Source organism: Absicoccus sp., assembly GCF_034090965.1.
GTDB lineage: Bacteria > Bacillota_I > Bacilli_A > Erysipelotrichales > Erysipelotrichaceae > Absicoccus > Absicoccus intestinalis.
In genome coordinates this window covers 15241-41819 of the sequence record NZ_JAXDRQ010000052.1, presented here as the reverse complement: position 1 = coordinate 41819, position 26579 = coordinate 15241, and the positions used below count along the sequence as shown (strand labels likewise).

The 26579-nt window shown below is 43.7% G+C and carries 32 protein-coding genes; 28 read left to right on the top strand and 4 right to left on the bottom strand.

Annotated features, from left to right (window positions below; all coding sequences use genetic code 11):
• Positions 1-53: 53 nt before the first annotated feature.
• From hrcA to SOS22_RS07410, 6 genes are all read left to right on the top strand, one after another.
• The gene (gene hrcA / locus SOS22_RS07435; protein WP_320324934.1) at positions 54-1103 is read left to right on the top strand and encodes a heat-inducible transcriptional repressor HrcA; all 1050 of its coding nucleotides are present in this window, start codon (positions 54-56) and stop codon (positions 1101-1103) included.
• Positions 1075-1665, top strand: a complete 591-nt coding sequence (grpE, locus tag SOS22_RS07430; RefSeq protein WP_320324933.1) for a nucleotide exchange factor GrpE — start codon at positions 1075-1077, stop codon at positions 1663-1665. The genes hrcA and grpE overlap by 29 nt, the downstream gene beginning before the upstream one ends.
• Before the next feature lie 14 nt (positions 1666-1679).
• Positions 1680-3485, top strand: coding sequence for a molecular chaperone DnaK (gene dnaK / locus SOS22_RS07425; protein ID WP_320596824.1), 1806 nt, complete (start codon positions 1680-1682; stop codon positions 3483-3485).
• Positions 3486-3546: 61 nt separating this feature from the next.
• Positions 3547-4665: a molecular chaperone DnaJ gene (gene dnaJ / locus SOS22_RS07420; protein ID WP_320324931.1), complete on the top strand. Its 1119-nt coding sequence runs from the start codon at positions 3547-3549 to the stop codon at positions 4663-4665.
• A 74-nt stretch (positions 4666-4739) separates the two neighbouring features.
• A complete protein-coding gene (metA, locus tag SOS22_RS07415) occupies positions 4740-5726 on the top strand; it encodes a homoserine O-acetyltransferase MetA (protein ID WP_320596823.1) in 987 nt (328 codons plus the stop codon).
• Positions 5723-6574, top strand: coding sequence for a patatin family protein (locus tag SOS22_RS07410; RefSeq protein WP_320596822.1), 852 nt, complete (start codon positions 5723-5725; stop codon positions 6572-6574). Before metA ends, SOS22_RS07410 begins: the two co-directional genes overlap by 4 nt.
• A 1-nt stretch (position 6575) precedes the next feature.
• Here SOS22_RS07410 and SOS22_RS07405 read toward each other — a convergent pair whose 3' ends face one another.
• Positions 6576-6992, bottom strand: a complete 417-nt coding sequence (locus tag SOS22_RS07405) for a PaaI family thioesterase (RefSeq protein WP_320324928.1) — start codon at positions 6990-6992, stop codon at positions 6576-6578.
• Between the two features lie 59 nt (positions 6993-7051).
• On the opposite strand from SOS22_RS07405, the gene SOS22_RS07400 reads away from it, so the two are divergent.
• Entirely contained in the window at positions 7052-7588 is a 537-nt protein-coding gene (locus tag SOS22_RS07400; RefSeq protein ID WP_320596821.1) for a hypothetical protein, read from the top strand.
• A 219-nt stretch (positions 7589-7807) separates the two neighbouring features.
• Here SOS22_RS07400 and SOS22_RS07395 read toward each other — a convergent pair whose 3' ends face one another.
• From SOS22_RS07395 to SOS22_RS07385, 3 genes are all read right to left on the bottom strand, one after another.
• Entirely contained in the window at positions 7808-8872 is a 1065-nt protein-coding gene (locus tag SOS22_RS07395; protein WP_320596820.1) for a site-specific integrase, read from the bottom strand.
• Between the two features lie 127 nt (positions 8873-8999).
• A complete protein-coding gene (locus tag SOS22_RS07390; protein WP_320596819.1) occupies positions 9000-10412 on the bottom strand; it encodes a DUF4041 domain-containing protein in 1413 nt (470 codons plus the stop codon).
• Positions 10413-10441: 29 nt separating this feature from the next.
• Entirely contained in the window at positions 10442-11080 is a 639-nt protein-coding gene (locus tag SOS22_RS07385) for a LexA family transcriptional regulator (RefSeq protein WP_320596818.1), read from the bottom strand.
• A 132-nt stretch (positions 11081-11212) separates the two neighbouring features.
• Between SOS22_RS07385 and SOS22_RS07380 the strand changes: the two genes are divergently transcribed.
• The 21 genes from SOS22_RS07380 (at position 11213) to SOS22_RS07280 (ending at position 26578) form a co-directional block, all read left to right on the top strand.
• Entirely contained in the window at positions 11213-11404 is a 192-nt protein-coding gene (locus tag SOS22_RS07380; RefSeq protein ID WP_320596817.1) for a helix-turn-helix transcriptional regulator, read from the top strand.
• Positions 11405-11444: 40 nt separating this feature from the next.
• Positions 11445-11651, top strand: coding sequence for a hypothetical protein (locus SOS22_RS07375; protein WP_320596816.1), 207 nt, complete (start codon positions 11445-11447; stop codon positions 11649-11651).
• A 68-nt stretch (positions 11652-11719) separates the two neighbouring features.
• Positions 11720-11944, top strand: a complete 225-nt coding sequence (locus tag SOS22_RS07370) for a hypothetical protein (RefSeq protein WP_320596815.1) — start codon at positions 11720-11722, stop codon at positions 11942-11944.
• The gene (locus SOS22_RS07365) at positions 11941-12123 is read left to right on the top strand and encodes a hypothetical protein (protein WP_320596814.1); all 183 of its coding nucleotides are present in this window, start codon (positions 11941-11943) and stop codon (positions 12121-12123) included. Before SOS22_RS07370 ends, SOS22_RS07365 begins: the two co-directional genes overlap by 4 nt.
• Before the next feature lie 34 nt (positions 12124-12157).
• Positions 12158-12409 carry a hypothetical protein gene (locus tag SOS22_RS07360; RefSeq protein ID WP_320596813.1) on the top strand — a complete coding sequence of 84 codons (252 nt, stop codon included), beginning with the start codon at positions 12158-12160 and terminating at the stop codon, positions 12407-12409.
• Between the two features lie 15 nt (positions 12410-12424).
• Positions 12425-12670 (top strand): hypothetical protein, encoded by a 246-nt coding sequence (locus SOS22_RS07355; RefSeq protein WP_320596812.1) that lies wholly within the window; start codon positions 12425-12427, stop codon positions 12668-12670.
• Positions 12671-12871: 201 nt separating this feature from the next.
• Positions 12872-13066 (top strand): hypothetical protein, encoded by a 195-nt coding sequence (locus SOS22_RS07350; RefSeq protein WP_320324919.1) that lies wholly within the window; start codon positions 12872-12874, stop codon positions 13064-13066.
• 1 nt (position 13067) lies between these two features.
• Complete coding sequence (locus SOS22_RS07345; protein WP_320596811.1) at positions 13068-13505, top strand: hypothetical protein; 438 nt, start codon at positions 13068-13070, stop codon at positions 13503-13505.
• Positions 13498-14640 carry a DUF2800 domain-containing protein gene (locus tag SOS22_RS07340; protein ID WP_320596810.1) on the top strand — a complete coding sequence of 381 codons (1143 nt, stop codon included), beginning with the start codon at positions 13498-13500 and terminating at the stop codon, positions 14638-14640. The genes SOS22_RS07345 and SOS22_RS07340 overlap by 8 nt, the downstream gene beginning before the upstream one ends.
• 2 nt (positions 14641-14642) lie before the next feature.
• A complete protein-coding gene (locus SOS22_RS07335; protein ID WP_320596809.1) occupies positions 14643-15239 on the top strand; it encodes an ssDNA-binding protein in 597 nt (198 codons plus the stop codon).
• Entirely contained in the window at positions 15202-17184 is a 1983-nt protein-coding gene (locus SOS22_RS07330) for a DNA polymerase (RefSeq protein WP_320596808.1), read from the top strand. Before SOS22_RS07335 ends, SOS22_RS07330 begins: the two co-directional genes overlap by 38 nt.
• A gap of 15 nt (positions 17185-17199) precedes the next feature.
• Entirely contained in the window at positions 17200-19539 is a 2340-nt protein-coding gene (locus SOS22_RS07325) for a virulence-associated E family protein (RefSeq protein ID WP_320596807.1), read from the top strand.
• A 64-nt stretch (positions 19540-19603) separates the two neighbouring features.
• The gene (locus tag SOS22_RS07320) at positions 19604-19741 is read left to right on the top strand and encodes a hypothetical protein (RefSeq protein WP_320596806.1); all 138 of its coding nucleotides are present in this window, start codon (positions 19604-19606) and stop codon (positions 19739-19741) included.
• A 129-nt stretch (positions 19742-19870) separates the two neighbouring features.
• Complete coding sequence (locus tag SOS22_RS07315) at positions 19871-20110, top strand: hypothetical protein (RefSeq protein WP_320596805.1); 240 nt, start codon at positions 19871-19873, stop codon at positions 20108-20110.
• Entirely contained in the window at positions 20103-20465 is a 363-nt protein-coding gene (locus tag SOS22_RS07310; RefSeq protein ID WP_320596804.1) for a hypothetical protein, read from the top strand. The genes SOS22_RS07315 and SOS22_RS07310 overlap by 8 nt, the downstream gene beginning before the upstream one ends.
• Positions 20446-20757, top strand: coding sequence for a VRR-NUC domain-containing protein (locus tag SOS22_RS07305; protein WP_320596803.1), 312 nt, complete (start codon positions 20446-20448; stop codon positions 20755-20757). The genes SOS22_RS07310 and SOS22_RS07305 overlap by 20 nt, the downstream gene beginning before the upstream one ends.
• Positions 20744-22111, top strand: a complete 1368-nt coding sequence (locus tag SOS22_RS07300; protein WP_320596802.1) for a DEAD/DEAH box helicase — start codon at positions 20744-20746, stop codon at positions 22109-22111. The genes SOS22_RS07305 and SOS22_RS07300 overlap by 14 nt, the downstream gene beginning before the upstream one ends.
• 618 nt (positions 22112-22729) lie before the next feature.
• Positions 22730-23305, top strand: a complete 576-nt coding sequence (locus SOS22_RS07295) for a hypothetical protein (RefSeq protein WP_320596801.1) — start codon at positions 22730-22732, stop codon at positions 23303-23305.
• Positions 23306-23449: 144 nt separating this feature from the next.
• Positions 23450-23887, top strand: a complete 438-nt coding sequence (locus SOS22_RS07290; protein ID WP_320596800.1) for a terminase small subunit — start codon at positions 23450-23452, stop codon at positions 23885-23887.
• Positions 23862-25205 carry a PBSX family phage terminase large subunit gene (locus SOS22_RS07285; protein WP_320596799.1) on the top strand — a complete coding sequence of 448 codons (1344 nt, stop codon included), beginning with the start codon at positions 23862-23864 and terminating at the stop codon, positions 25203-25205. Before SOS22_RS07290 ends, SOS22_RS07285 begins: the two co-directional genes overlap by 26 nt.
• On the top strand, positions 25202-26578 hold the full coding sequence (locus SOS22_RS07280) for a phage portal protein (RefSeq protein ID WP_320596798.1): 1377 nt from the start codon (positions 25202-25204) through the stop codon (positions 26576-26578). The genes SOS22_RS07285 and SOS22_RS07280 overlap by 4 nt, the downstream gene beginning before the upstream one ends.
• Position 26579: the final 1 nt, after the last annotated feature.

Below are 26579 nucleotides of genomic sequence, written 5' to 3'. Positions count from 1 at the left end.
TGTGATATACTGTTAGCAGACGTGGAATAAGAGTGCTAGAAAGGAGTCCCTTCATGGAGTTGACACAACGACAAAAAGTTATATTTAAAACCATTGTTGAAGAGTTTACTCGATGTGCAGAACCCATTGGTTCGAAGACGTTGATGGAGCTACTGGATTTTCCTGTTTCTTCAGCCACCATTCGAAATGAAATGGCTAAATTGGAGAAATATGGATTATTGGAAAAGACCCATACTTCAAGTGGTCGAGTTCCTTCACAATTGGGATATCGATATTATGTCGAGCATTTGATGGTCACGGATCTGGATATGCCAACGAAAGTGTCCCTCCAACAAGTATTTTCGGAAAGACAATTTTCATTGGATGAAATGGTTCAGAAAAGTTGTGATGTCCTTAGCGACATGACCAATCTTACGAGTATCGTATTGGGACCGGATAGTTCGCAACAAACCTTACAAAATGTGCAATTGATTCCCATCAATGCACGAAGTGCAGTGGCGATCATCGTGACGGATACGGGTCATATTGAAAATAAGATGTTTCAATTTGATGAAGATGTTTCCGTTAATGATATGAAAACCTGTTGCGATATCTTCAATGACCAATTAAAAGATACGCCCATCAATCAAGTGATATCGAAAATGGAAGAAATCAAGCCATTGATGAGTGCTAAAATTGTTCGAAGTGAAGTTTTATTTGAAGCTTTTGTGACTGCGTTTATGAAATTTGCGACGGAGAAAGTTGCGGTATCTGGTCGAAGCAACATGTTGTATCAACCAGAATTTAGTGATATTTCAAAATTGAAGCAATTGATGAAAATTTTGGAAAATAGTGATCTGTTTCAGAAATGGACGGATCAAGAAGGAAATATTGCCATTCATGTAGGTGAGCGAAATGAAGTCTTACAGATTGGCGATGTCTCGGTGGTATCCACCAAATTTCATGTGAAGAATGACGAAGAGGGGCAACTGATGGTCGTGGGACCCAATCGAATGCAATATTCGAAAGTGGTTGCGCTAATGGATTATATGAGCGATGTAATTGAAGATGTGTTTACGGAAGGAGGCTTTTCCGATGGATCAGGAAACGAAAAAGACAAATGACGAAGAGGTCAAAGCGGAAGATGTCAAATCACCGAAAGATACGAAAGAGCAAGTAGAAAAGAAATCGGTCAAAGACAAAGTAAAAGAAAAGATCAACAAGGTGGATCCAAGAGATGAAAAGATCAAAGAATTGGAAGCTGCGTTGAAACAAGCAAAAAATGATCGTGCTCGTGCGTATGCGGATGCGGAAAATATGAAAAAGCGTCTACAAAAAGAAGCGGATAATGCGAAGAAATATCGTTTTCAACAAGCTGGTTTAGAGCTATTACCAATTGTGGACAATATGGGAATGGCCATCAAGGTGGATTCAGAAAATGAAGAACTTACAAACTATGTAAAGGGATTCGAAATGATCTACCAGCAGTTGCAGCGTGTGTTGGAAAACGAAGGCGTGAAAGAAATTGATGCCGAAGGAAAACCATTTGATCACAATACCATGCAGGCTTTGATGCAAGAAAAGAAAGAAGATACCGAGCCAGGTATGGTCATTGAAGTGATGCAAAAGGGTTATATGTTAAAAGATCGCATTTTGCGACCTGCACTTGTGAAAGTAAGCGAATAAAGGAGGAATTGATTATGTCGAAAATTATTGGTATTGACTTAGGTACAACAAATAGTTGTGTTGCAGTAATGGAAGGTAAAGAGCCAAAAGTAATTCCAAACCCTGAAGGTAATCGGACAACGCCAAGTGTTGTTGCTTTTAAGGATGGCGAAAAGATCATTGGTGATGCGGCTAAGCGTCAAGCTGTCACAAATAAAAATACGATTTCTTCCATCAAACGTTTGATGGGTACAAGCCAGAAAGTCGAAGCGGAAGGAAAGAAATATACACCAGAAGAAATTTCTGCAATGATCCTGCAATATTTGAAAGGATATGCCGAAGATTATTTAGGTGAAAAAGTAACAGAAGCTGTTATTACCGTTCCTGCTTACTTTAATGATGCGCAACGTCAAGCAACAAAAGATGCTGGTAAAATTGCTGGTTTGGATGTAAAACGTATCATCAACGAACCAACAGCTGCTGCATTGGCTTATGGTATTGATAAAACAGATAAAGAACAAAAAGTATTGATCTATGACTTAGGTGGAGGTACATTTGATGTTTCCATCTTGGATTTAGCCGATGGTACATTTGAAGTATTGTCTACCAATGGGGATACCCATCTGGGTGGAGATGATTTTGATAACGTTTTGGTAGATTGGATGGCTGAAGATTTCAAGAAACAAAATGGTATTGATTTGAAGAACGATCCAATGGCTTTACAACGTTTAAAAGAAGCTGCTGAAAAAGCTAAGAAAGATTTGTCTGGTGTCATGCAGACACAAATTTCATTGCCATTTATCTCTGCAGGTCCTGCTGGTCCATTGCATTTGGATATGACGTTGACACGTGCACGTTTTGATGAAATGACAAAGTTTTTGGTTGATCGTACGATGCAACCAATCCGTAATGCATTGAATGATGCCAATATGAGCCCTAGTGACTTGGATCAAGTTTTGTTAGTTGGTGGTTCGACTCGTATCCCAGCGGTACAAGAAGCCGTTGCTCGTGAATTAGGTAAACAACCAAACCACAGTGTCAACCCAGATGAAGCTGTTGCGATTGGTGCTTCCATTCAAGGTGGTGTCTTAAGTGGTGATGTCAAAGATGTCTTGTTGTTGGATGTTACCCCATTGTCTTTAGGTATTGAAACAATGGGTGGTGTCATGACCGTATTGATTCCACGTAATACAACCATTCCAACGAGTAAGTCACAAATCTTCTCTACAGCTACCGATAACCAACCTGCCGTTGATATCCGTGTCTTACAAGGTGAAAGACCAATGGCCAACGACAACAAAGAATTAGGTAAATTCCAGTTGACCGGAATTGCGCCAGCTCGTCGTGGTGTGCCTCAAATTGAAGTTACCTTCGATATCGACTCCAATGGTATCGTAAATGTCAGTGCCAAAGATAAAGCTACAGGCAAGGAACAAAATATCACGATCCAGAACTCTTCTCGTTTGAGTGATGAAGAAATCGATCGTATGGTTCGTGAAGCCGAAGACAACAAAGAGGCGGATGAAAAACGTAAAGAAGAAATTGATTTACGTAACCGTGCAGAAGGTTTGATTGCACAGATCGATGCAACGTTGGAAGACAACAGAGATAAGATCGATGCAAAGCAAGCCGATGAAGTAAAGAAAATGCGCGATGACTTGCAAAAATCATTAGATGAGAATAATATGGACGATGTCCGTACAAAATTGGATGCATTGGAAAAAGCAGCACAAGCAGCCAGTGCCTCTATGTATGAACAAGCCGGTCAGCAACAATCCAATGATTCAAATCATAACACCAATGATGATGTTGTTGATGGTGAATACACAGAAAAGAACTAGTTTTTTAAGAGTTCCACAATTGTGGAACTCTATGCGTCTACAAAGAAAGGGATGATGTCTCATGGCAGATGAAAAAAGAGACTATTATGAAGTGCTCGGCGTTTCGAGAGATGCAACACCGGATCAAATTAAAAAGGCCTATCGTAAATTGGCTATGAAATATCATCCGGATGTGAATAAAGCGCCTGATGCAGAAGAAAAATTTAAGGAAATCAATGAAGCCTATGAAGTCTTAAGTGATGAAAAGAAACGTGCACAATATGATCAATTTGGTCATGCAGGTGTCGATGGTCAATTTGGTCAAGGATTCTCTGGTGGTTATAGTGATTTTGGCGATTTGAATGATATTTTTGGTTCTTTCTTTGGTGGTGGTTTTGGTGGTTTTGGTCAATCCTCACGTCGACAAGCCAATACACCACGTCAAGGAAATGATCGCGTCATGCAGATGAGCATTGATTTTATGGATGCGATCTTTGGCAAGACCGAAACCATTTCGCTTGAAGTGGATGAGCCTTGTAGCCATTGTCATGGAACAGGTGCCGAAAGTCCTTCGGATGTACAAACCTGTCCACACTGTCATGGTACCGGATATGTTATGACCCAACAAAGAAGTATGTTTGGTGTCATCCAGCAACAAACGGTTTGTCCAGAATGTCATGGTACTGGTAAGAAAGTAACGCATGCTTGTCATCAGTGTCATGGTAAGGGTTATGAGCATAAGCGTCAAAAATTGGATATCAAGATTCCACAAGGTATTCAATCCGGTCAACAAATTCGTATTGCCGGTAAAGGAGAACGTGGTGTAAATGGTGGACCAAATGGTGATTTATATATTGAGATCCATGTAAAACCACATTCAACCTTTAAACGACAGGGCGATGATATTTATATCACTGTACCAGTCAGTGCCATCGATGTGACCATTGGTACGAAGATCCAAGTGCCTACGGTGTATGGCGATGTTGAATTAAAGATTCCCGAGGGAACCCAGCCCAATACGAAATTCCGTCTAAAAGGCAAAGGTGTAAAATCTCGTCGTGGAAGTACGGGCGATGAATATGTAGAAGTCAAAGTTGAAATTCCAAAGCGAGTATCCAAACGAGATCGGGAATTGTATGAAAAAATTCGCGATGGACAGTCGGAATCGCCGTTCGAACGTTTTAAGCGTGCTTTTAAGTAGAACAGTGCCAAACACTGTTCTTTTTTTAAATTCGTTGTAGAATAGTACTAAACGACAAAAGGAGCCAAAAAACTATGCCTATTAATATTCCAAATGAATTGCCGGCAAAGGAAATATTAGAAAGTGAAAAGATATTTGCGATTGATGATGAGAATGCACGTCGTCAACGTATTCGACCTTTGCGTGTAGTTATTTTAAATCTCATGCCTAAAAAAATTGAGACCGAGACCCAAATTTTGCGACTCTTAAGTAAGTCACCTTTGCAGCTGGATATTGATCTGATGAAAGTTTCGAGTCATGAATCAAAGAATACGAGCAAAGATCATTTGGTAAAGTTCTATGAAAATTGGGATGTATTAAAAGAAAATTATTACGATTGTATGATCATTACGGGTGCCCCCGTTGAAGAAATGCCCTTTGAAGACGTGGACTATTGGGAAGAATTGACCCATATTTTTGATTGGACCAAGAGTCACGTGCTTTCTACGATGCATATTTGTTGGGGCGCACAAGCGGGATTGTATTATCATTATGGTATCCATAAATACCAATTGAAGGAAAAACTATTTGGGATCTTTCCACATGAATTGTGCGATGAATATGATTTCTTGACCAATGGTTTTGATGAGATCCATAATGTTCCGCATTCACGCCATACCAAAATTGATGAGAAAGAACTCGCAAAAGAAGATCGTTTGGTTGTTTTATCACGATCCAAAAAGACAGGCTCAACGATCATTGTGACCAAGGGATATCGTCAGATCTTTGTGATGGGTCATTTTGAATATGGAGTGGATACATTAGCCCAAGAATATTTCCGTGACGTGAATGCCGGAAAACCCATTCATGTACCCGAAAATTATTTTCCTAATGATGATCCGCATCAAAGACCGGTCTTGACATGGCGTTCTCATGCGAATTTGTTGTATCGAAATTGGCTGAATTATGTTTATCAAACCACGCCATATCATATTGAAAAGATTGAAAAAGCCCCTTTATATCAAGGCTTTAGAGAAGATCATGGATATGCACAAGCATTCCGAAAGGAAGATGATGAATGAAAACAGGATTAGTACTAGAAGGCGGTGCCATGCGTGGTATGTTTACCGCCGGTGTATTGGATGTTTGGATGGAAAACAACATTACCTTTGATGGAGCCATTGCGGTTTCGGCTGGGGCTACGTTTGGGTGCAATCTGAAATCGCATCAACCCTATCGAGTGTTACGCTACAATAAGAAATATTGTCAAGATTGGCGATATTGTAGTTTTCGTTCTTTATTTTTGACAGGAGATCTATATGGTGCAGAATTTGATTATGATCGATTGCCAAAAAAATTAGATATGTTTGATTCAGCAACCTTTAAAAAAGATCCAATGGATTTTTATGTGGTCGCAACCGATGCGAATACAGGTGATCCATTATATCATCGTTGCATCGATGGCAAAGATAATGATCTGACTTGGATTCGTGGATCGGCATCGATTCCGGTATTTGCTCGTCCCGTCCATGTGGATGGATATACCATTTATGATGGTGGCGTGTCCGATCCGATCCCTTATAAAAAAATGTTTTCTTTGGGATATCAGAAACAAGTTGTTTTGTTGACGCAACCCGCATCCTATCGCAAACAACCACAAAAAAACATGAAGACATTGCGTGTACTGTTGAAACGATATCCAGAAGTCATTAAAGATCTGGAGCATCGTCATACATCTTATAATGCGACGTTGGATGCCATCAAAGTGTTAGAAGAAGACAAAAAGCTGTTTGTGCTTCGTCCCCAAGAGCCATTAAATATTGGTTCGATTTGTCATGATCCCGAGGAATTGGAACGGGTATATAAAATGGGACGGTTGGAAGCGGTCAAACAATTAAAAGCATTGAAAGCCTTTTTAGAAGAAGAGTAAGTTACTTTTCTTCTTTTTTCTTGAGAAAATACATAGTAAAGGTAGCACGGGAAATGATGGTTTCTTCTTCATTGAATAAGAAAACTTCATAGTTGCCAATTGTATGGCCTCTGGATATTTCGGTCGCAATGGCCGTGATTTTTTTGCCGGTTGCAGGTTTGATGTAATTGATGGATGCATTCAGGGTCACACTTTCTCTGCCACTAGCGAAACTGGCTGTCCCTGCAGCGGTATCGGCTAAAGAAAAAAGCAGGCCGCCATGAACAATTTGAAAGACATTTAACATCGAATCATCGATGGTCATATCGACACGAGCATGGCCCTCCCAAGCTTCGACGATCGTCATATTGTGACGTTGCAGAAAGGCAGTGGAATGATTCATACGTTGGATCAGAGCAAGATTATTTTTTGGTTTCATGCTACTAGTGTAGCACAGTATGCTATAATACGACTATCGATTCAGGGAGGATATGAAATATGTCAGGTAATTGGACAAGTTGGTTGATCATGCTGATCTTGGTTGCTTATATGATTTATTCCGTATTTCATACGGTTCAAATCTATTCCAAGCATAGAAAAGCATTAACAGAATGGAAAAAAGTGAATGCCGATGCAGAATTGTTTGATGATAGTAAAGCTTGGGTCATTTCCAGTGGCATCATGGCCGTTGTTGGTATTGTGATCGCATTGAATATTCAATCGATGAATGTCAATGCCAATTCTGTTGGACTATACCGTGTGGCTTATATCATGATTTCCATTATTTTTATTAGTATGGTCTTTTCTTCATTGGCAAATAAACGAATGTGGTTTGTGAATGATGGTTTCTTTTTTGGGGATCGCTTTTTCAAATTTAAAGATATTGAGAAAAGAGAACCCATTGGTGGGATTGGATCTCATACGTTGCATTTAGTTTTTAAAGATAAATATGCCATTCAAATCAATAAAAAGATGGATGATAAGATCACACAAAAAACAAAAATGTGGAAAGCAAATAAAAAGAACCGTAAGTAATCACAAAATTTCACACATTATTGGCATAAATAAGCCATGATTGTTGTGTATTCTTTCTACAGAGCTAAGGAAAAGCTCACTTCATAATCAAATTCCCTTTCTTAAAACTTTCTTGAAAGCGCCTTGGGTAAAATTACGATACCTAAGGCGTTTTCATTTGTCTGAAAGGCTATCAATTTATATCAAAGCCCCACAAAAGCCCCACAAAAGCCCCACAAATTAGATAGAGTTAACCGCTTCCAACAGGGTCGACACATCAAGATGGGTATATACCTTTTCTGTCACATCCATCTTGGCGCTATGGCCGAGTATCTTCTTGATCACCACAGGCTTGACGTCTGCTTCCGTAAGCATACTTGCACAGGTGTGGCGTGTATCATGCGGTGTATGATGCATGCGCAGTGATTTCATGACCGGGTCCCAATGGTATTTTCGGAAGGTGGTATATGTGTATGGCCGTATGCCGTCACGACTGATAAGCGTATCGGCACCAACAGCCATCCAATCCTTGTAGAAAGGTAAGACCTTATCGGCAATTGGGACCATGCGCACACCACTGTCAGTCTTAGAGTGGGTCACGTTAAAATACTGTTGGTCCAAATGCACATCCTCACGCCTCAGGCTTAGAAGCTCATCGATGCGCACGCCGGAGTAGATCAAGGCCAGTATGATGCGCACCGTATTGTCATCCGTATGCTTCCACAGACGTTTGATCTCAGTGGCCGTGAAGCGATCATGCTCGGTACGATTGGGGTTCTTGTTGCGATACCTGGACAGGTCGATATAAGAAGATAAGTCTCGATCTGTGATGCCTTGTCCAATCGCGTACTTATACAAGGCGTTCATCATGGACTTAAAGCGCTTCAAGGTCGGCGCGTTCTTGCCGGATGCATCAATGGATCGGATGATATCCTGGACGGTCAGATCTTTGAACTTCATACCATAGACAGGCTCGAGAATCTGAAAAGCCGCACGATAGCCTTTTTGTGTTGATTCCGAGACGATCGGGAAGTGGTCGGCCGACCATGCATCATATACTTCCTTGACCGTCATGGCTCTCTTTTCGAAGCCATACGGCGAGTTATGATATGCCTGGAGAAGCTCAAAAGCGTCAGTCCAGGTTTCTGCATATCCAACTGTCTGGAACTTTTTTCTAACTTTCTGAACATCCATATCAAGCTCTTTGGACACTAGTACCCTAGCCCTATATGGTTTTCTTCTCGTACCAGGTAGCTTGTCGATTCGTCCAAATCCGTTTGGTAACCTTCTTAATTTCTTTGCCATGTTTGTACTCATTCCTTTCTCGTGTTAAAATGAGCACATAAAAAGACTTATGGTTGCTAGCCAATCTTTTTATGCGCAAGCCCTCTATGACGAGTACCAGTCGCCAGTGAGGGCGCTTTTTTTGTGTTTAAATATCCAACTGTTTTCGAATTAGCAAGGTCTCTCTGTATTGCTCGGCATCAGGTGTATCCTTTATTTCTATGATATTTTCATTATACTTTTTTACGGCTTCTTTTATTTCTTCTAGCGTGACATGGAAGAATTCCTTTCTGCTATTAACCATATTTACTTTTTTATTATCAAATTCTTTATGTAAATTAGTTTCTAAAGTTGGCGCATCATCTGAAAAAATCATAGCGTGCACATCAAAGGTAAAAGGTACAGATGCATCTCCTAATTCGTCTACACGATCCTGGGGATCAAGCCGCCTTGTCATTCCTATTTTATATATGTCTTTTCCAAATGATCCAATGTTTGAGATGATATAAACGTATCCTGCTCTTTTATTGGCTTCACGATAATCGATATCTTTTAAATTTTTATCAACTTCGTTTAGATGTACATCGATATCTTTGATTTTTGCTATTAAGCCATCTTTTTCTTCCCTGGAGCATTTTGATAGTTGCACAAGATATTGTTCTTTTGCTTTAGTGTATTGCATTTGCTCTTTTTCAACCCTTTTACGTTGTTCCTCAATTTCTTTTTGAAGCTTGGCTAATTCTCTTTCTTCGGCACGCTGTTCACGCAACTTCTCTTTTTCTTCTTGTTTTTTTCGACGATATTCGTACACAAGATCTAATTCTTCGTGTTTAAGCTGCTTATATTTGCTTGTGATTGCTATCCTATTTCGTTTGTTTAATTTATCGATAGCGTCTGCTGCTTTGTCAATCTGCTTAGAGATTTTATCAATGTTGTTGAATTTGACCTTATCGATAATTGAATCACATTCATTATTAAAGGCACGGAGGACCATCTTCATATTATCGTTATTCATAGCACGACCCTTTGTCTTGCTTCCATCTAAAGTCCAGCCATCAAAGAAACTTAGAGCACTTTTATTAGAAATCATAAATTTTTGCTTTTTTCTACATATCTTTATCTTTTCAGAATATTCATTACTATCCATACAATTATATTTAGGAGTGTAGATTCCAAAATCTTGTAATTCAACATCGCTATTGATGTCAAATAAATTTGATTTTGCATCTTCAATTTGTGCATTGATGGCAGATAATTCGTTTTTCTGTTGGCTTAATTTATCATCTAGTTTTTCCAAGTCCTCTATCACTCCCAGTTTATTAGAGCGATCCTTTATTTCTTGATTAATAATATTTAATTCTTCTCTGCTTTTAGCCAAAGCCTCAATCATCTTTTTGGTTTCTTGCTTGATCTCAAAAGCTTCTCTCCCATCAAATGAATCAAGCATATTTTTGATGGATTTATTTTCTTCTTCCAGCTTCTCAATCTTAGCCCGTTTATCTTGATTTTCTTGTTCCAGTTCTTGTATCCTTGTCAATTCCTTTTTATTAAATAGTCCCATGATACTTGTTCCTCTTTCTTGTCTGTTTTCTACTGTTCAATACTGAACTTAAATTTAAGTACGCCTATAATTCTGAAGCAGTCTTCATTATTTACTACATCGATTACTATAGGGTCGTATTTTTCATTGGCTGATTCAAGTAGAATCATGCCATTATTCAACTTTCTAAAAATTTTACAATAATTTTTATCACCTACACAAAAAGATCCTATCTGTCCACTTTCAAGACTGCTAGTCCTTTCAAAAACTAGGATATCCCCATCTTTTATCCCCTTGCCGACCATTGAGTCGCCATGAGCAATATTCGCAAAATATGTCTGATTCTTTTTTATGATCCTATTTGGAACGGATATATAGTCTTCTGGTATATCCGAGACAAACATACCCAAACCACAAGATATTTCGCTATATAGAGGGATTTTTATCTGTTCGGGAGGAATACCGGAAATATTAAAAGACTGATCTTCATCTAAGGCCTCAAACAATTCTAGACTATTAACGTTCATAGCTCTAGCAAGTTTGCCAAAGGCCTCTAAAGATGGATTATCGTTAGAGCCGTTAATAATGTTGGCTACATAAGAATTAGATAGCCCCGATCGGCGAGAAAGTTCTCGTACAGATATATTATTCTCTTCGAGGTACTGTTTTAAAATAGCTTGTAATTTCATATATTTTTTTCCTTTTGTCATTTATATGATACATTTATTTCAGGTCTTAATCAACATTTTTTGCACTTTATAGTTGACACTGCAATAAGTGTCCTATATACTGGACGTACAGACAGAAAGGAGGGCTTGGTTATGGAATGCCGAGTTAAAGAGCTTCGAGAAAAACTGGGTATGACGCAAGAAGATTTGGCAAAAAAAGCCGGGGTTTCGCGTAATTTAATATCCATGCTGGAAAACGGAAAAGATGTGAATATCACAAAAAGAACAATGCAAGCACTGTCGAAAGCTCTTGATACACCCATCAATAATATTTTTTTGCTCTAAGTGTCCTATATAAAGGACAAAATACAAAGGAGGATCACAAATGACCAGCTACAAAAGTGAATTAGAAATTGGGCTTCCCTATGAGATCAGCATAGTGGTCAGAGCCTACATGAAGGAAAAAGGTAATGTCTCAAGAAAAGACCTAGAGGCCCTTATGGACAATATCAACCAAGTAACTAGGTCCACAACATATGGCATCTTTTGCGCTTTGTGCCAAGAAGACGCGGGTAAAAAGGAAAAGGAATGAACAAGACATCAAACAGATACGATCTCATTTATGTGGAACTGCCAAATCTGATCAACAGGATCATCCTCATGGATGCGAATAAAGAGGGCAGTCCGATGACGATCGACGGCATAGAAAAGACCATCGAAGAAATTAAAAAGGTCTCAAATGCGGCTTTGGACGGAGCATATGAGACCCTGAAAAAAGCTAACGATAAAGATTACAAATTAACGGTCAAATTTTCCAATAGAAACGCCGATGATCTGGTCATAAAAAAGAATAAAAGATGGAATTCTAAAGGGAGAATTGTATGAATTACGAATTTATGAGACATATCACCGCGCGTCAGATCCAGAAAGAGATTGACGACCGTATGGCTCAAGATGCCATCAGACAGAAGCAGATTCAAGACGCCAAAGACAAACACGATGCCGCCATATTAATTACGGCATTCATAGTATGCACACTTGTGATAGGCCTTTTAGGCGGATAGAAAGGAGGTGATCAGAATGATAGAAAATGAACAAATGATACGTAATGCGATTCTAAAGGCGATCACAACGAGCGAGGATAAACAAGCGATATGTGATGCGCTTCTATTAGCGCTAAAAAAGACACAACACCTACACGATCTTGTCGGGCTTAAGTATACCAAGATGGATTGTAATGGTGATGAAATCGTAGTAGCCGAATTCGAAAACGGCCATAAGAAAAAGATTTGTGTCAATCTCGATAGCGGCACAGCTATGATCGCAGATATAGCAACCAAGCTTCTATAGAAAGGAGGGAAAATTATGAGAATTACCGTAAATGAGGCGGCCGATATGCTTGAAAGAAGTCCGGAGTTTATCCGGATCGCTTTGCAGCAGAAAGCATTGCCGATCGGTATCGCGATCCGGATGCATGGTAGTACAAGATACACGTACTACATCAATCCACCGGATTTAGCAAAGTACATGCATATCTCGCTCAAGGAGCTTGAGAAAAGAAAAGAGCGACTACACAGATTCGAAGGACGTAGCGCTCAGTGGGACCGATAAGAACCCACAAATAGTATAACACAAATTCGGTGTGCCTCGACCTGTCGATGGCCAAAAAGCAGATGTAGCAACTATGTACAACCATGTAGCAACTATGTACAACCATGTACAACCATGTACAACCATGTAATCTCCCCCAATCAATTACCGACCATCGGCAGATCGGGGCGCATCGAGAAACAGAAAGAAGGAAAAAAACATATGGATCAACTAATCATTAAAGCGAACGCAAAGACAAAATCAGAATTAAGAAAGCCTCTCATGATTAATGCGAACAACTTCGAAAAGATTCAAAAGATCGCCGAGGAAACAGGATACAGCAAGGGCGCGTTAGGCGATTTGCTCGTCGAATTCGCACTGAAGCGAATCGTTGTCGAGGACAATGAGGAGGATTAATATGGATATCAAATTAAGTATTGATGTGACTGACAAAGCACTTGAATTCAGTCGCAACATGGGTTCACTGTTTGTGAATTTGGGCGTGATCGACAAGGAAAGCCTTGAGCGATCGGCCAATCGTCCGGTACAGAAAGCACTGGACGAGCATGCAGAAAAGGTAAGCCATGAGCCACCAGTGGACGCGCCGTGGAACACGGACCCGATCGAACCGGATCCCATCAAAGCGGACCAAGATGAGACAAGTGCAGAATCAACAGGATCAGATACTAAAAAGCCTGAATACTCATTCGAGGATATACGAAAGGCCTGTGCAGACTTTCAACGCTCGCACGGAAAAGATGAGCTAAAGGCCCTGTTTGATCAGTTCGGTGCCAAGAAGCTTCAACAAGTTCCAGATGATCGCATGGATGAACTATGGAGGGCACTCCATGCCTAGTCAGCACGCCATACTGAGCGCAAGCTCAAGCAACCGATGGATCCACTGCACACCAAGCGCCCGGCTCGAAGAAAGAGTACCGGAACAAGCAAGCATCTATGCCGTCGAAGGTACGGTCGCGCATGCCAAAGCAGAGAAGAAGCTCACCAACTGGAAAGAAGGCCATCCACGACGCAAGGTCAAATGCGAGGATGGCGAGATGGACGAAGCTACGACTGCATACAGAGACTATGTGGTCGAGGTATTCAATGCGGAAAAAAAGAAATGTGAAGGGACTGAGCTATATGTCGAGGTCCAACTGGATCTAACGCCATGGATCCCGGGCGGCTTCGGTACAGCGGATGCGATCGTAGTATCAGATGACACCTTGCATGTCATTGATCTCAAATACGGCAAGGGCGTACCAGTCGATGCACCGCACAATTCACAATTGATGCTTTATGGCGCCGGAGCTCTCAATCAGTTCGAGATGTACTTCGATTTTGACCAGATCAAGCTCCACATCTTCCAGCCGCGCCTGGATCACATCAGTACATACGACATGTATGTGGATGATCTGACCACTTGGTTGGCCATGGTGGTCAAGCCAAGCGCTGATATGGCCTGGAAGGGCGAAGGAAAGCAGAAGCCTGGAGAGTGGTGCCGCTTCTGCAAGGTCAAAGGCAACTGCAAGGCACGAGCCGAGCAGATCAAGCAGATGAACGAGAGGTACAAGCAGTTAGACGCCATGCTTCTAACTGATGAGGAAGTAGCGCAGATACTGCCGATGCTTCCGGATGTCAAAGCCTGGACCAAAGATATCGAAGAGTTCGCGCTAAGCCAGGCCTTAAACGGTACACATTACGACGGCTATAAAGTCGTTGAAGGTACGTCACGACGCAAGATCGTAAAGCCGGATGAGGTCATGGGCCTACTGGCTAAAGAAGGTTACAAGGATACGGAGTATATGAAAGCGCCGGAATTAAAGACCATCACGGCACTGGAGAAGCTCGTAGGAAAAAAGCATTTCTCAGAGATTACCGAAGGTTGTATCGAGAAGCCACAAGGCAAGCCTGTGCTTGTACCAGTTACCGATAAAAGACCGGAGTGGCAATCCGGTATCGATGATTTCAAAGAAGAAAAAGAGGAGGATTAATTATGCCAGTAAAAAGAGTAAAAACAGGATTAGTAAGATTTACATTTGTTCACTTAGCAGAGCCATATGCCTATAATGATGCACCAAACCCAAAATACAGTGTATCGATCCTTATCGATAAAAGCGATCACAAGACTTTGGAAGTAATCAAAGAAAACTACAACGAAGCCAAACAAGAGGGCATCGAGAAGTTTGGTCAACTGTTTGCGAACAAGGCCACGCCATTAAAAAGAAAGCCAGGCACGATCAACGGCATCCTAGTCGATTGCGATGAGGATGAGCGCTATATGGACAATACCGATTATAAAGGCAAATACATGATGACCGCCAAAGCGGTGAACGCACCGGATGTCTGCATCCTGTCCAAAGGTGCCGTCATGAAGTTGCAACCGGAGCAAATCAAGGAAGAAGTATACTCCGGATGCTATGGCAAGATCACTTTTAATTTCTATCCATACAGCCGTACTGGTACCGGTATCGCGTGCGGTCTGTCCAACGTCATCAAAAAGAAAGACGGCGACTTCATGGGCGGCCGCGTGTCTGGACTTACCGACTTCGCCGATGAAGTCGAAGAAGATGACGACGATGATCTATTCTAAGATACTGCACGTCGACCTGGAGACCTTCTCCCGTGTCGACCTCGCCAAGTGCGGCCTATACAAGTATGCAGAAAGCGACGACTTTCGCATACTTCTTTTTGGATATGCGTATGACGACGGACCGGTCAAGGTCATTGACGTCACCAAAGAGGATATACCGATCCCATTGAGGATGGATATCGCGGATCCAAAAGTGCTCAAGGTCGCGCACAATGCCAATTTCGAGCGCGTATGCCTATCGCAATATCTATGTTCGAAAGGTCACTATCTGCCGCCTGATCAGTGGGCGGACACCATGATCATGGCCAGTGAACAGGGTTACCCAGCAAGCCTGGCGCAATTAGGTCCGGCACTTGGATTAAGCGAGGATGAAACCAAGCTTGATACCGGAAGGCGTCTTATACAGTACTTCTGCAAGCCGTGCAAGCCTACCAAGGCCAACGGCGGACGCACTGTCAACAGTCCGAAGGATGCCCCGGACAGGTGGAAGCTCTTCATCGAGTACAATCGCCGTGATGTGATCGCCGAGCGAGCCATATGGGACAGGCTAAATCGCATGACACCGATCAAGCCGTCGGAATGGGTCTACTGGTACATTGATCAGCGTATCAACGATCGAGGCATACAGATCGATATGGATATGGTATCCACAATCGAGAGCTACGGTACGCATCACTCCGATGATCTGATGGCACGGGCCAAATTATTGACTGGTTTAGAGAATCCCCGATCCATTGTCCAGCTGAAAGGTTGGCTTGAGGAGAAGGAAGGACATAAGATCGATACGCTGCGCAAGAGCGCGATCGACGACATGTTAGAAAGTGATGATATCCAACCGGAAACGCGTGAGATGCTCGAGCTTAGAAAGGAGCTCGGCAAGACATCCGTAAAAAAATACGATGCCTTTACGCGCTCGGTATGCCTCGATGGACGGGTGCACGGATGCTTTCAATTCTATGGTGGACGGACAGGACGATGGGCAGGACGATTGATCCAGCCGCAAAACTTTCCAAAGCCTAAGTTTGATGATCTGGACACGGCAAGAAGCCTGGTCAAAGATGGCAACTGGGACGTGCTCGAGATGCTCTACCCAAGTATGAATGATGTCTTTTCTACACTGATCCGCACGGCCATCATACCAAAGCCAGGATGTGCCTTTGCAGTCGCTGATTACAGTGCTATCGAAGCCCGTGTGATCGCATGGCTCACAAGAGAGACATGGCGCATGAAGGTGTTCGAAAAAGGCGGAGACATCTACTGTGCATCGGCTTCGCAGATGTTCGGTGTGCCTGTGGTCAAGCATGGCGTCAATGGAGAACTGCGCCAAAAAGGAAAGATCGCGGAACTGGCGCTTGGCTATGGCGGCGGAATACCAGCCATGAAGAACTTCGGAGCCGATAAACTTGGCATGTCCGAAAAAGAGATGCAGGAAACCGTCGACCGATGGCGCCGATCCAGTCCGCACATCCATAAATACTGGTACACGTTAGGCCATGCCTTCGAGAGTGCCATCCAGGGCGAGACGGTCACACTGGATCGCAATATGATGTGTTTCCGACATGGCAATCGGGTTTATATCCGACTGCCAAGCGGTCGCAATATCGCGTACGTCAATCCTCGTATCAAGGACGGGCATATCGAGTTCGACGGTCTCAACCAGGCACACAAGTGGACGACCATTACAACATGGGGCGGCAAGCTGACCGAGAACGTTGTCCAGGCCATCGCCAGGGACTGCCTGGCCGAGACCTTCTACCGATGCGACAGAGCAGGCATCCCGATCGTCATGCATGTGCATGATGAAATCATATACGAGGTACCGGCAGAGCAAAAAGAGAAAATCTATAAAAAGATACTGGATATCATGGCCACACCGATCGAGTGGGCACCTGGACTGATGCTCAAAGGTGACGGCTTCACATCCAGCTACTATAAGAAGGATTGATAGGGGGGGGACAAGATGAAAATAGCGACGTGCAAGAGCCGTCGGCAGAAACAGTATCATAATCTGGATATCACATGGGACGCATTCACAGAGCGCCTAAAAAGCACCGTACGAACACGTGAGACGGTGGCTGAATATAAGTCAATGAGTCGCGATGAGCAGTCGGAAATCAAAGATGTGGGCGGATTTGTTGGCGGCGAGCTCAAAGGCGGACGGCGCAACAATCAGAGCGTACTGTCACGCTCCATGATCACACTGGATGCAGACTTTGCAGATAGTGAGTTTATAGACAATATAGACATGCTATACGGATATGCGTGTGTCATTTACAGTACACATAAGCATACGCCAGAAAAGCCTAAGTATAGATGGTGCATACCATTATCACGACCGGTCACACCGGACGAATATGAAGCCATAGCGCGTAAACAGGCCGAGTTCATCGGCATGGATCAGTTCGATGATACGACCTATCAACCGGCGCGAATGATGTTCTGGCCGTCCACATCCAAAGACGGTGAGTATGTATGCCAGGTCGAGGATGGTGATCTACTGGATCCGGATGCAGTGTTAGCCGAGTATCCGGACTGGACGGACATGAGCTACTGGCCTCGATCATCACATGAGACCGAGGTACATAAAAAAGTAGCCTCTAAGGCGGAAGATCCGCTATCCAAACAAGGTTGGATCGGTGCATTCTGCCGTGCCTACACGATACAGGAAGCCATCGATGCCTTTATTCCAGAGGAATACACACCAACGGTGGACCCGAACCGATGGACCTATGCCAAGGGTTCGACCAGTGGCGGACTGGTCATCTATGATGATAAGTTTGCGTACTCCAATCACAATACCGATCCAACCGGTCAGAAGCTATGCAATGCCTACGACCTCGTACGGCTTCATAAGTGGCCGAATCTTGACGATAAAGAGTCCAATGAAAAGATGGTCGAGCTCATGGAAAAGGACTCTAATACACGCCAGCAATTGGCGTTGGACAAGGCGGAAGCGCTCCAGGAGGACTTCGGTGACGAGACAGAAGAAAGTGATACCTCATGGCTCGAGAAGCTCGAATACGACAAAAAAGGCAACCTGAAACAGACCACAGATAATATTGTTCAAATCCTGCTAAACGATCCAAATATCAAAGATGGCATCGGCGGATATGATCAGTTCAGACAGAAGCCTGTCAAGCTTGGAAGTCTGCCATGGTGGCCGTATGATCAGACGGACGCTACCTGGACCGATACCGATGATGCTTCGTTAAGATATTATCTTGAGAAGAAGTATAAGTTAGTGGCTCGAGGAAAGACAGATGATGCGATCGCATATGTCCAGGAAAGGAATGCATTCCACCCAGTACGCGAGTACCTCAAGTCATTGAAATGGGACGGTATCAAGCGACTGGATACACTGTTCATCGACTATCTAGGCAGTGAGGATTCTGAGTATGTGCGCGCCGTGGCTCGCAAGAGCCTGACGGCCGCCGTAGCAAGGGTGTTCACACCAGGATGCAAGATGGACTACATGACAGTGTTCGTAGGCCGTCAAGGCATCGGCAAGAGTCATATGCTATCCATTCTTGGCGGCGAGTGGTTCAGTGACTCGATCACATCGATATCTGGAAAAGAAGGATATGAAGCACTGCAAGGTGCATGGATCCTTGAATGGTCCGAATTGAGTGCAGCCAAACGTGCAGATATAGAAGCTATGAAACAGTTCATATCCAAGCGAGAGGACCGATACAGGAAGGCATATGCAAGACGTGTATCCGACAATCCAAGGCAGTGCGTTTTCTTTGGGACAACCAATGATACCGAATTCTTGAGGGACTATACAGGAAGCCGACGCTTCTGGCCGATCGGTACGGATGCCGATCGAGCGACCAAATCGATATTTGAGGACCTTCCTAAGGAACGTGATCAGATATGGGCAGAGGCAACGGAGTACTTCAGACAAGGCGAAAAGCTGTATCTTCCGGATGAACTTGAGAAGAAAGCAACGGAGGCCCAGGAAGAGTATACCTATCGTTCTGTACGTGAGGACCTGGTACGCAATTATCTGGACACCAAACTGCCAAAAGGATGGAAAGATATGGACCTTGGAAGCCGAATCCAGTGGCTCAATGATACCGACGAAGACAGGGTACAAGGCACCGAGGTACGTGATTGCGTCAGTCTGTTGGAGATATGGTGCGAGGTCATGCAAGGTTCACGGATCAAATTTACTAACTCGGACCAGAGAGAACTGAAGGCCATCATGGATCATATCGGGTGGCCAAAAGGGAAAAGCAAACGCCAAAGAGGACCGGAATACGGCAAGCAAGGCGTGTATTTAAATCCTGAAATTAAGTAGAAAAACTGGAACCGGTGGAACCAGTGACACAGTTATTAATAAAAAATTAAATATTTAAAAATAAATGAACTTGGAACCAGTGGAACCGGTAAAATGCTTTTTTGGAACCGGTGAAATCAGTCACTGGTTCCAGTTGAAAAGCGATAAAATAGGCATTTTAGAACTATTGGAACCAGTGGAACCAGTGATTCTTATAACTTAGTAAAATATATAATATATAGCATATATACGCGTATAATACGCACATACACGCGTATACGCGTATAAAGTTTTAAACCTCACCGGTTCCAGTTCCACCGGTTCCAGTCAAAAAGATATGGAGAAACCAGATATGAAAAAATTAAAATGGGAAAACAAGATATACGGACTGTACGACAAACAAGGAAATTGCAGATACGTTGGAGATATTCATGAGATGGCTAGCTTCTTAAATCGCAAAGTGACAAGTATCCGATCGAGCATCTGTCATTGGAAACAAAGAGCCGGATCGAGGTATGCAGACAGCATACAGATCAATTTCGAAAAAGGAAGAATGTGCTTGTGTGTGATCGGAGATGATGAGGATGACTAATGATCAAAAAATACCACCAATAAAAGACTTGATCGACGATATGCATCAGGTTGATGTGCTTCACTTTTACGGCATCAAGCATCAGAGCTTGATCGCAATGGAAGAGTTGTCTGAGCTGCAGAAAGCGATCAGCAAGGCGGCGAGATATGTGAGGGTCCATGAGCTTGACCAGCCGTCACACGACCCGTATCTTCGCGATATGGCTGAAGAAATCGCGGACGTGCTGATCTGCATCCGGCAGATGGAACTTTACTACGGTCTGCCTGATGATCTGATCAGTTACTTTGTGTACAAGAAAGTCGAACGAAATAAGGCAAGACTTGAGGAAAAAACGCATGATCGAGAAACAGATTGAGCATTACCTGGTGCATCAGATCGGGCTTCTCAACGGTCTGTGCTTCAAGTTTGTGAGCCCATCCAATGCCGGCGTACCGGACAGACTGTGCTTGATTTATGGATATGCCTTCTTTGTTGAGACCAAGGCCCCAGGTGAGAAGCCAAGAGAACTTCAAAAAGCGATCGCCAAACAGATCCGCAAGCGTGGCACCAAGGTGTACTGCTTGTCTTCCAAAGAACAGGTCGATGATCTGATCCGGTCGCTGAGCGCCGGCATGCTTCCGCAGGAGTCGAGATATGACCGAATTTAGACCACACGACTATCAGAAACGTGCGATACGGTTCTGCCTGGATCATAAGAGGTGTGGGCTCTTTCTTCCAATGGGCGCCGGCAAGACCGTGACCACTCTGACGGTACTGGATCAGCTGGTACCGATCGATGTGTGCAGGGTCCTGATCATCGGTCCGGTACGTGTCATCCAGTCCACCTGGCCGGATGAGATCGAAAAGTGGGACCACACGAAAGATATGAGCTACTCTGTTGTTGCCGGCACACCGAAGCAGAGAGAGGACGCCTTACAGGCCGATGCAGATATATTCTTGATCGGCAAGGAGAATGTACAATGGCTTGTTGATAAGCATGGCCGTGACTGGAGCTTTGATATGGTCGTGATCGATGAGCTATCGGCATTTAAGAACCCAAAGGCACAGCGATTTAAAGCTTTGCGAAAAGTGATGCCTTTGGTCGACCGGTTTATTGGTCTGACTGGTACGCCGGCACCAAGAGGTATACCGGACCTTTGGAGCCAGATCTATCTGATGGATCGAGGCGAGAGGTTAGGCCGTACGCTTGGCCAGTTCCGTGAGCGATACCTTAAACCGGGAAGACGGAATGGTTATATCGTCTACGAATGGAAACCACAGGCCGATGCAGAACAGCGCATTTACGAGCGTATAGGCGATATTTGTATGTCCTTGAATCAGAAGGAGTGTGCCGAGCTTCCGCCTGTCCAGCGCCTCGAAATACCAATCAGAATGCCAGCTATGGCGTTTGATCAGTACCGCGCTTACAAGCGAGAGAAGGTACTGGAGCTAAACGACAACGATACCTTGATTGCCGCTAACGCCGGTGTGCTTTGCGGACAGCTGCTGCAGATGACCTCCGGTGAGATCTACACCAAGAATGACAACGGGGAGACAACGGGCATTCAGATCATTCATACAGCCAAGCTTGCCGCACTGGATGACCTGATCGAGTCGGCCAATGGCAATCCTGTCCTGGTGTTCTATTATTACAAACATGAGCTGTATCGCATCAAAAGGCACCTTCAGGCGCAAAAAGTCAACGTCCGCGAATTGGTGGACGCCAAAGATGTAAACGCCTGGAATCGAGGCCGTATCGACGTCTTACTGGCACATCCTGCCAGTGCAGGTCATGGCCTGAATCTACAAAAAGGCGGTCACATCATGGTGTGGTATACACTGCCAAACTGGGATCTTGAACTATATCAACAAGCCAATGCACGCTTGTACCGTCAGGGACAGAATCAGAATGTGTTGATATACCATCTGATTGCCAAAGATACGATTGATGAAGATATGATCATGGCTCTGGACCGTAAGAAGGTCACGCAGCAGAACCTGATCGATGCATTAAGGAGGTAGAAGAATTGACGTATGAAGAGTTGATATCCGAGTTCAAGACGGTGCGATACTGCTGCCACCGTCTGATCGAGATTAATGAAGAGCTTGAAGTTCTCAATCATAAGAAGACGGGATTGGCCCGATCCGGTCCAGACCTCACACCGGAGCAGATACGGAGCCCTCTGCCACTGCCGCACTACCAACCGCAGTACCACAGTCCACTGGCTTTGTATGAGGTCATATCCAGTAAGGAGGCAGAGCTTGAACACTTTAGGAAGCGACTGCTTGATCTGCGGTGGACGGAACTACTGCCGTTGGCGGATCAAAATATCCTGTGGGACCTGTACATCTACCGAAAGCATTCATACGATGTGGCCTACAAGTACGGCTATAGCAAGCGAGGCATGTATAAGCATCTTAGGCAAGAGATCAGAAAGTTATGTTGAGGTAGAAAATCATGGATTATAGAAGACATTATTTGATTATTTATAATAAAAAAATCGGAACTGAAACATTGCAAGATTCGTACGTAAAATTTTGCAATTTCAAAGAATTGATTGAAGCGATGGGTACACTGTATAAGGACCCATTTGTTACGAGTGTTAGATATCATGAAATCTAGGAGGTGGCATAACAATTATGCAAATCAAAGACCCTAAATTCAAAGAAGGACAAAAAGTAAGAGATATCGAAGATGGTACAATCTTCACTTTAATAAATATTAACAGTTATGGTTTTGATTATGATGAATATTGGTATGATCTTGAATGTGATGGCTTAACATGGTCAAGACCAGAATCAAAATTAGAATTATATATCGAGAAACCTAAAACCGTATGGGACTTAAAAAAAGACGATACATATTATTTAATTGATATCGATGGCGAAGTGATGAATGCAACATGGAATAACATGTATATTGACAACGATTTTAGAAAAATTGGGAATATTTTCTTGACAAAAGAAGAAGCAGAGTTTGAAGTTGAACGCCGTAAGATTGAGACTGAGATGCTTAGGCTAGGCGGAAGAAGAAATTTTAAATTTGACGGTGATAATTACGGCATTTATTACTGTGACGGAATTAACGTGGTGTATTATTGTAATACAATGTATCAAGGATTAATTTACTTTGATACGGTTAAGGAAGCGCATGATGCCATCAAAGAAATAGGAAAAAACAGAATAATAAAGTACGTCTTCGGGGTGGAATCGTAAAGAGTTCCCTCGGTGAACCGGTTTGATGTGGTAATATGATATCGTACGAAGTCCTAAGGAAAGAGGACTGTATGATAAGCACACGAAGCAGAGAGCACCAAAGCCTCTGCTTTTTTACGTGCCTAGACGAAAGGAGTCGGTAGAATGAATAAGCGTCAAGAGCGATTCGTGCTTGAGTGGCTAAGAGATATGAATGCAACCAAAGCCGCTATAAGAGCCGGATACTCGGAGCGCACTGCCTACTCTATTGGTCAAAGATTGTTGAAGAATGTTGAAATTCAAACTGCTATTAAAGAATTCCATGAGCAACGACAGAGAGAAAGCATCGCGACCGTACTGGACGTGGAAGAGTTCCTATCTGAAACGATGCGAGGCGAGCATAAAGAAGAGGTCGTCGCATCCGTTGGCGAGGGCAAAGGCGTTTTTCATAACGAGATCGTCCGAAAGCAGGTTTCTATGAAAGACAGGATCCGAGCCGCGGAACTGCTTGGCAAGCGCTTCGGTATGTTCGATGCAAACCAGGTGGAAGATGTACACGATGAGGTGGTGATCATCAATGACGCACCGGAAGAAGACGGTTAGGCTGTCAGATATTCTCATTCCTAAGTATCTTCCATTGGTCAACGATAAGACGCATATGCATCAGATACTCACGTCCGGTCGCGCCGGAACCAAATCGAGCTGTATGGCCATACTGGCCGATTACCTAATAGTGGCAGAACCGGACACAGCGGTCGTGGTCATGCGCAAGCACCATAACAAACTGCGCAAGACAGTCTATAAAGAGTGCATCCGAGCGATCCAAAGGCTTGGCCTTAAAAAGAGCCAGTTCAAAATAACAAAGAGCCCGATGCAGATGACATATCTTAGAAATGGGAACACGATCTACTTTACTGGATCCGATTCTATCGACGACACCAAAGGTATGATCGATGAAGAAAGAAGCATCCGCATGGTCGTACTGGATGAGCTGACTGAATTCTTCGATAAAGGAGAAGGCGCCGAGGAGTTATCCAACATTGAAGCTACCTTCGTACGTGGCAATGATAACTTCTTCCGTATGCTTTATCTTTTCAATCCACCGAAAAACCCAAAGGCGCCGGTCAATGAATGGGTGCGCATGATGGAAAAGCGGTCCGATTGCATCCACATCCATTCAAGCTACAAGGATGTACCGGTCGAGTGGCTGGGTCAAAAGCTTATCGATGCGGCCAATCAGATGGCCGATGTCGATAACAAGATGTATCGATGGGTATGGCTTGGTGAGGCGGTCGGTATCGATGACCTGATCTATTACATGTTTGATCCAAACAGACACATCCGACATATAGGCTCTGCGGATAGCTATGCTTACTATGCGATCGGGGTCGACTATGGACAGATGAACGCGACCACCTATCAAGTGTTTGGCCTGGATATGACCAATAAACGAATGCAAGGCCTGGATGAATATTACTATTCCGGCCGTGATACCGGACGGCAGAAGAGTCCTAGCGATTACGCTAAGGACTTTCGTGCTATGCTTGATACTTTGTATGAGACACATGGAAGAAAGCGTGTATACGTTTATATTGACCCGTCTGCCAAAGGCTTGGCGGAGGAGATCAAGCGGATATGTCCGGAGATAGTATTACGAAACGCCGATAACACGGTGACTGAAGGAATCAACCGAGTGCAGAAGCTGTTAAGCTACGATGCACTCTTTTTATGTGATAAGCAGAAGAATGCAGAATCCGAATTCTATCTTTACGGATATGATCCGGATTCAATAGACAGAGGAATTGAAAAACCAATCAAAGAGCATGACCACGCGATGGATGCGATCCGGTACGCGGTCATGGGACAGTGGCGCACCATGAAGCGCATGCTGCCGTACTTAGCAAGGGAGGACAAGGAATGAACGAACAGGCCAAACAGACATCGTCCGGTGTATGTGCATATTTGAAGAAGCTTGGATATGACACTGTCGATGCCGAGTATTACAAGACCATACAGAACTGGATGGACTGGTACATGAATAGCTTGGATGATAACCACAAGACACAGTACTGGAATGGCGTGACTGTGAGGTCCAGGGTCATCAAGTCACTAGGGATGGCGAAGACAGTGTGCGAAACATGGGCCAATCTGCTGATGAATGAAAAAGTACAGATTGCTATTGAGCCCGAGGCCGTCAATACACGCATCCATGAGATACTGGATGCCAATGACTTTGAAGGGAACACCAATGAACTGTGTGAGAAGTATTGCGCCTTAGGAAGTGGGGCCTTTTTGGAGTACATGAAGGACGATGAAATCTTCATCGATTACATAATGGCCAATATGATCTACCCGTTGTCCTGGGATTCGACAGGCATCAAAGAGTGCGCCTTCGCTTCCCAACGCCACGATAAGAGCATCGGTGACTATCTGTATATCCAGATGCATGTGATGGATGAGAGAGGCATGTATCAGATTGAGAACCACATGATACAGATCAAGGCAAGCGGTTCCTTCGATGAATTGCCGCTACCTGAAGGGATGGAACCTGTGACTTATCTGAATACGGATATCCCACTGTTCCAGATCGTGAAACCAAAACAGGTCAATAATGTGGATATCTATAACCCGATGGGCATATCTGTGTACGCGAACGCAATCGATGTCTTGAAAGAAATTGATACGACTTTTGATGCTTTTGACTCTGAGGTACGCACTGGACGCCGACATATACTCATGGCCGGTGAAGGATTCACGATGGATGCCAACGGCAATCAGCACAACGTCATCGACGACAATGAAGAAGTGCTACGCATGGTCGGCGAAGGTGGAAGCGATGGCGGTATCGAGCTTCATGACTTCAGTCCTTCTTTCCGGATCAGTGAGCTAAAAGAAGCGTTGCAGTTCCTGTTGAATCTGCTATCTGAGAAGTGCGGTATGGGCACCAATCAATATGAATTCGCCACCAAAGGAGTCAAGACGGCTACTGAGGTGATCAGTGAAGACAGTGATATGTACTCAACGCTGAAGAAGCATGAGAAGCCACTGGATACGGCTATCCGTGGCATGATCCGCGCGATTGGCTATTTGATGGGTACAGATATCCAGTATGAAGATATCCAAATTGACTTTGATGATTCGATCATCGAAGACAAGGAGACCGAGCGTAAGAATGACCAGACAGACCTGGCCAATGGGACACTTCGACCTGAAGAGTATCGTTCTAGATGGCGCAATGAATCCATTGAAGAAGCTCTCAAGAATCTGCCACAGCAAGCGGACGTACTAGAGTAGT

What these genes read in the sequence shown, in the direction of transcription:
- hrcA (WP_320324934.1), top strand. Translation starts at nt 54, where the DNA reads ATGGAGTTGACACAACGACAAAAAGTTATATTTAAAACCATTGTTGAA.
- grpE (WP_320324933.1), top strand. Translation starts at nt 1,075, where the DNA reads ATGGATCAGGAAACGAAAAAGACAAATGACGAAGAGGTCAAAGCGGAA.
- dnaK (WP_320596824.1), top strand. Translation starts at nt 1,680, where the DNA reads ATGTCGAAAATTATTGGTATTGACTTAGGTACAACAAATAGTTGTGTT.
- dnaJ (WP_320324931.1), top strand. Translation starts at nt 3,547, where the DNA reads ATGGCAGATGAAAAAAGAGACTATTATGAAGTGCTCGGCGTTTCGAGA.
- metA (WP_320596823.1), top strand. Translation starts at nt 4,740, where the DNA reads ATGCCTATTAATATTCCAAATGAATTGCCGGCAAAGGAAATATTAGAA.
- SOS22_RS07410 (WP_320596822.1), top strand. Translation starts at nt 5,723, where the DNA reads ATGAAAACAGGATTAGTACTAGAAGGCGGTGCCATGCGTGGTATGTTT.
- SOS22_RS07405 (WP_320324928.1), bottom strand. Translation starts at nt 6,992, where the DNA reads ATGAAACCAAAAAATAATCTTGCTCTGATCCAACGTATGAATCATTCC.
- SOS22_RS07400 (WP_320596821.1), top strand. Translation starts at nt 7,052, where the DNA reads ATGTCAGGTAATTGGACAAGTTGGTTGATCATGCTGATCTTGGTTGCT.
- SOS22_RS07395 (WP_320596820.1), bottom strand. Translation starts at nt 8,872, where the DNA reads ATGGCAAAGAAATTAAGAAGGTTACCAAACGGATTTGGACGAATCGAC.
- SOS22_RS07390 (WP_320596819.1), bottom strand. Translation starts at nt 10,412, where the DNA reads ATGGGACTATTTAATAAAAAGGAATTGACAAGGATACAAGAACTGGAA.
- SOS22_RS07385 (WP_320596818.1), bottom strand. Translation starts at nt 11,080, where the DNA reads ATGAAATTACAAGCTATTTTAAAACAGTACCTCGAAGAGAATAATATA.
- SOS22_RS07380 (WP_320596817.1), top strand. Translation starts at nt 11,213, where the DNA reads ATGGAATGCCGAGTTAAAGAGCTTCGAGAAAAACTGGGTATGACGCAA.
- SOS22_RS07375 (WP_320596816.1), top strand. Translation starts at nt 11,445, where the DNA reads ATGACCAGCTACAAAAGTGAATTAGAAATTGGGCTTCCCTATGAGATC.
- SOS22_RS07370 (WP_320596815.1), top strand. Translation starts at nt 11,720, where the DNA reads ATGGATGCGAATAAAGAGGGCAGTCCGATGACGATCGACGGCATAGAA.
- SOS22_RS07365 (WP_320596814.1), top strand. Translation starts at nt 11,941, where the DNA reads ATGAATTACGAATTTATGAGACATATCACCGCGCGTCAGATCCAGAAA.
- SOS22_RS07360 (WP_320596813.1), top strand. Translation starts at nt 12,158, where the DNA reads ATGATACGTAATGCGATTCTAAAGGCGATCACAACGAGCGAGGATAAA.
- SOS22_RS07355 (WP_320596812.1), top strand. Translation starts at nt 12,425, where the DNA reads ATGAGAATTACCGTAAATGAGGCGGCCGATATGCTTGAAAGAAGTCCG.
- SOS22_RS07350 (WP_320324919.1), top strand. Translation starts at nt 12,872, where the DNA reads ATGGATCAACTAATCATTAAAGCGAACGCAAAGACAAAATCAGAATTA.
- SOS22_RS07345 (WP_320596811.1), top strand. Translation starts at nt 13,068, where the DNA reads ATGGATATCAAATTAAGTATTGATGTGACTGACAAAGCACTTGAATTC.
- SOS22_RS07340 (WP_320596810.1), top strand. Translation starts at nt 13,498, where the DNA reads ATGCCTAGTCAGCACGCCATACTGAGCGCAAGCTCAAGCAACCGATGG.
- SOS22_RS07335 (WP_320596809.1), top strand. Translation starts at nt 14,643, where the DNA reads ATGCCAGTAAAAAGAGTAAAAACAGGATTAGTAAGATTTACATTTGTT.
- SOS22_RS07330 (WP_320596808.1), top strand. Translation starts at nt 15,202, where the DNA reads ATGAAGTCGAAGAAGATGACGACGATGATCTATTCTAAGATACTGCAC.
- SOS22_RS07325 (WP_320596807.1), top strand. Translation starts at nt 17,200, where the DNA reads ATGAAAATAGCGACGTGCAAGAGCCGTCGGCAGAAACAGTATCATAAT.
- SOS22_RS07320 (WP_320596806.1), top strand. Translation starts at nt 19,604, where the DNA reads ATGAACTTGGAACCAGTGGAACCGGTAAAATGCTTTTTTGGAACCGGT.
- SOS22_RS07315 (WP_320596805.1), top strand. Translation starts at nt 19,871, where the DNA reads ATGAAAAAATTAAAATGGGAAAACAAGATATACGGACTGTACGACAAA.
- SOS22_RS07310 (WP_320596804.1), top strand. Translation starts at nt 20,103, where the DNA reads ATGACTAATGATCAAAAAATACCACCAATAAAAGACTTGATCGACGAT.
- SOS22_RS07305 (WP_320596803.1), top strand. Translation starts at nt 20,446, where the DNA reads ATGATCGAGAAACAGATTGAGCATTACCTGGTGCATCAGATCGGGCTT.
- SOS22_RS07300 (WP_320596802.1), top strand. Translation starts at nt 20,744, where the DNA reads ATGACCGAATTTAGACCACACGACTATCAGAAACGTGCGATACGGTTC.
- SOS22_RS07295 (WP_320596801.1), top strand. Translation starts at nt 22,730, where the DNA reads ATGCAAATCAAAGACCCTAAATTCAAAGAAGGACAAAAAGTAAGAGAT.
- SOS22_RS07290 (WP_320596800.1), top strand. Translation starts at nt 23,450, where the DNA reads ATGAATAAGCGTCAAGAGCGATTCGTGCTTGAGTGGCTAAGAGATATG.
- SOS22_RS07285 (WP_320596799.1), top strand. Translation starts at nt 23,862, where the DNA reads ATGACGCACCGGAAGAAGACGGTTAGGCTGTCAGATATTCTCATTCCT.
- SOS22_RS07280 (WP_320596798.1), top strand. Translation starts at nt 25,202, where the DNA reads ATGAACGAACAGGCCAAACAGACATCGTCCGGTGTATGTGCATATTTG.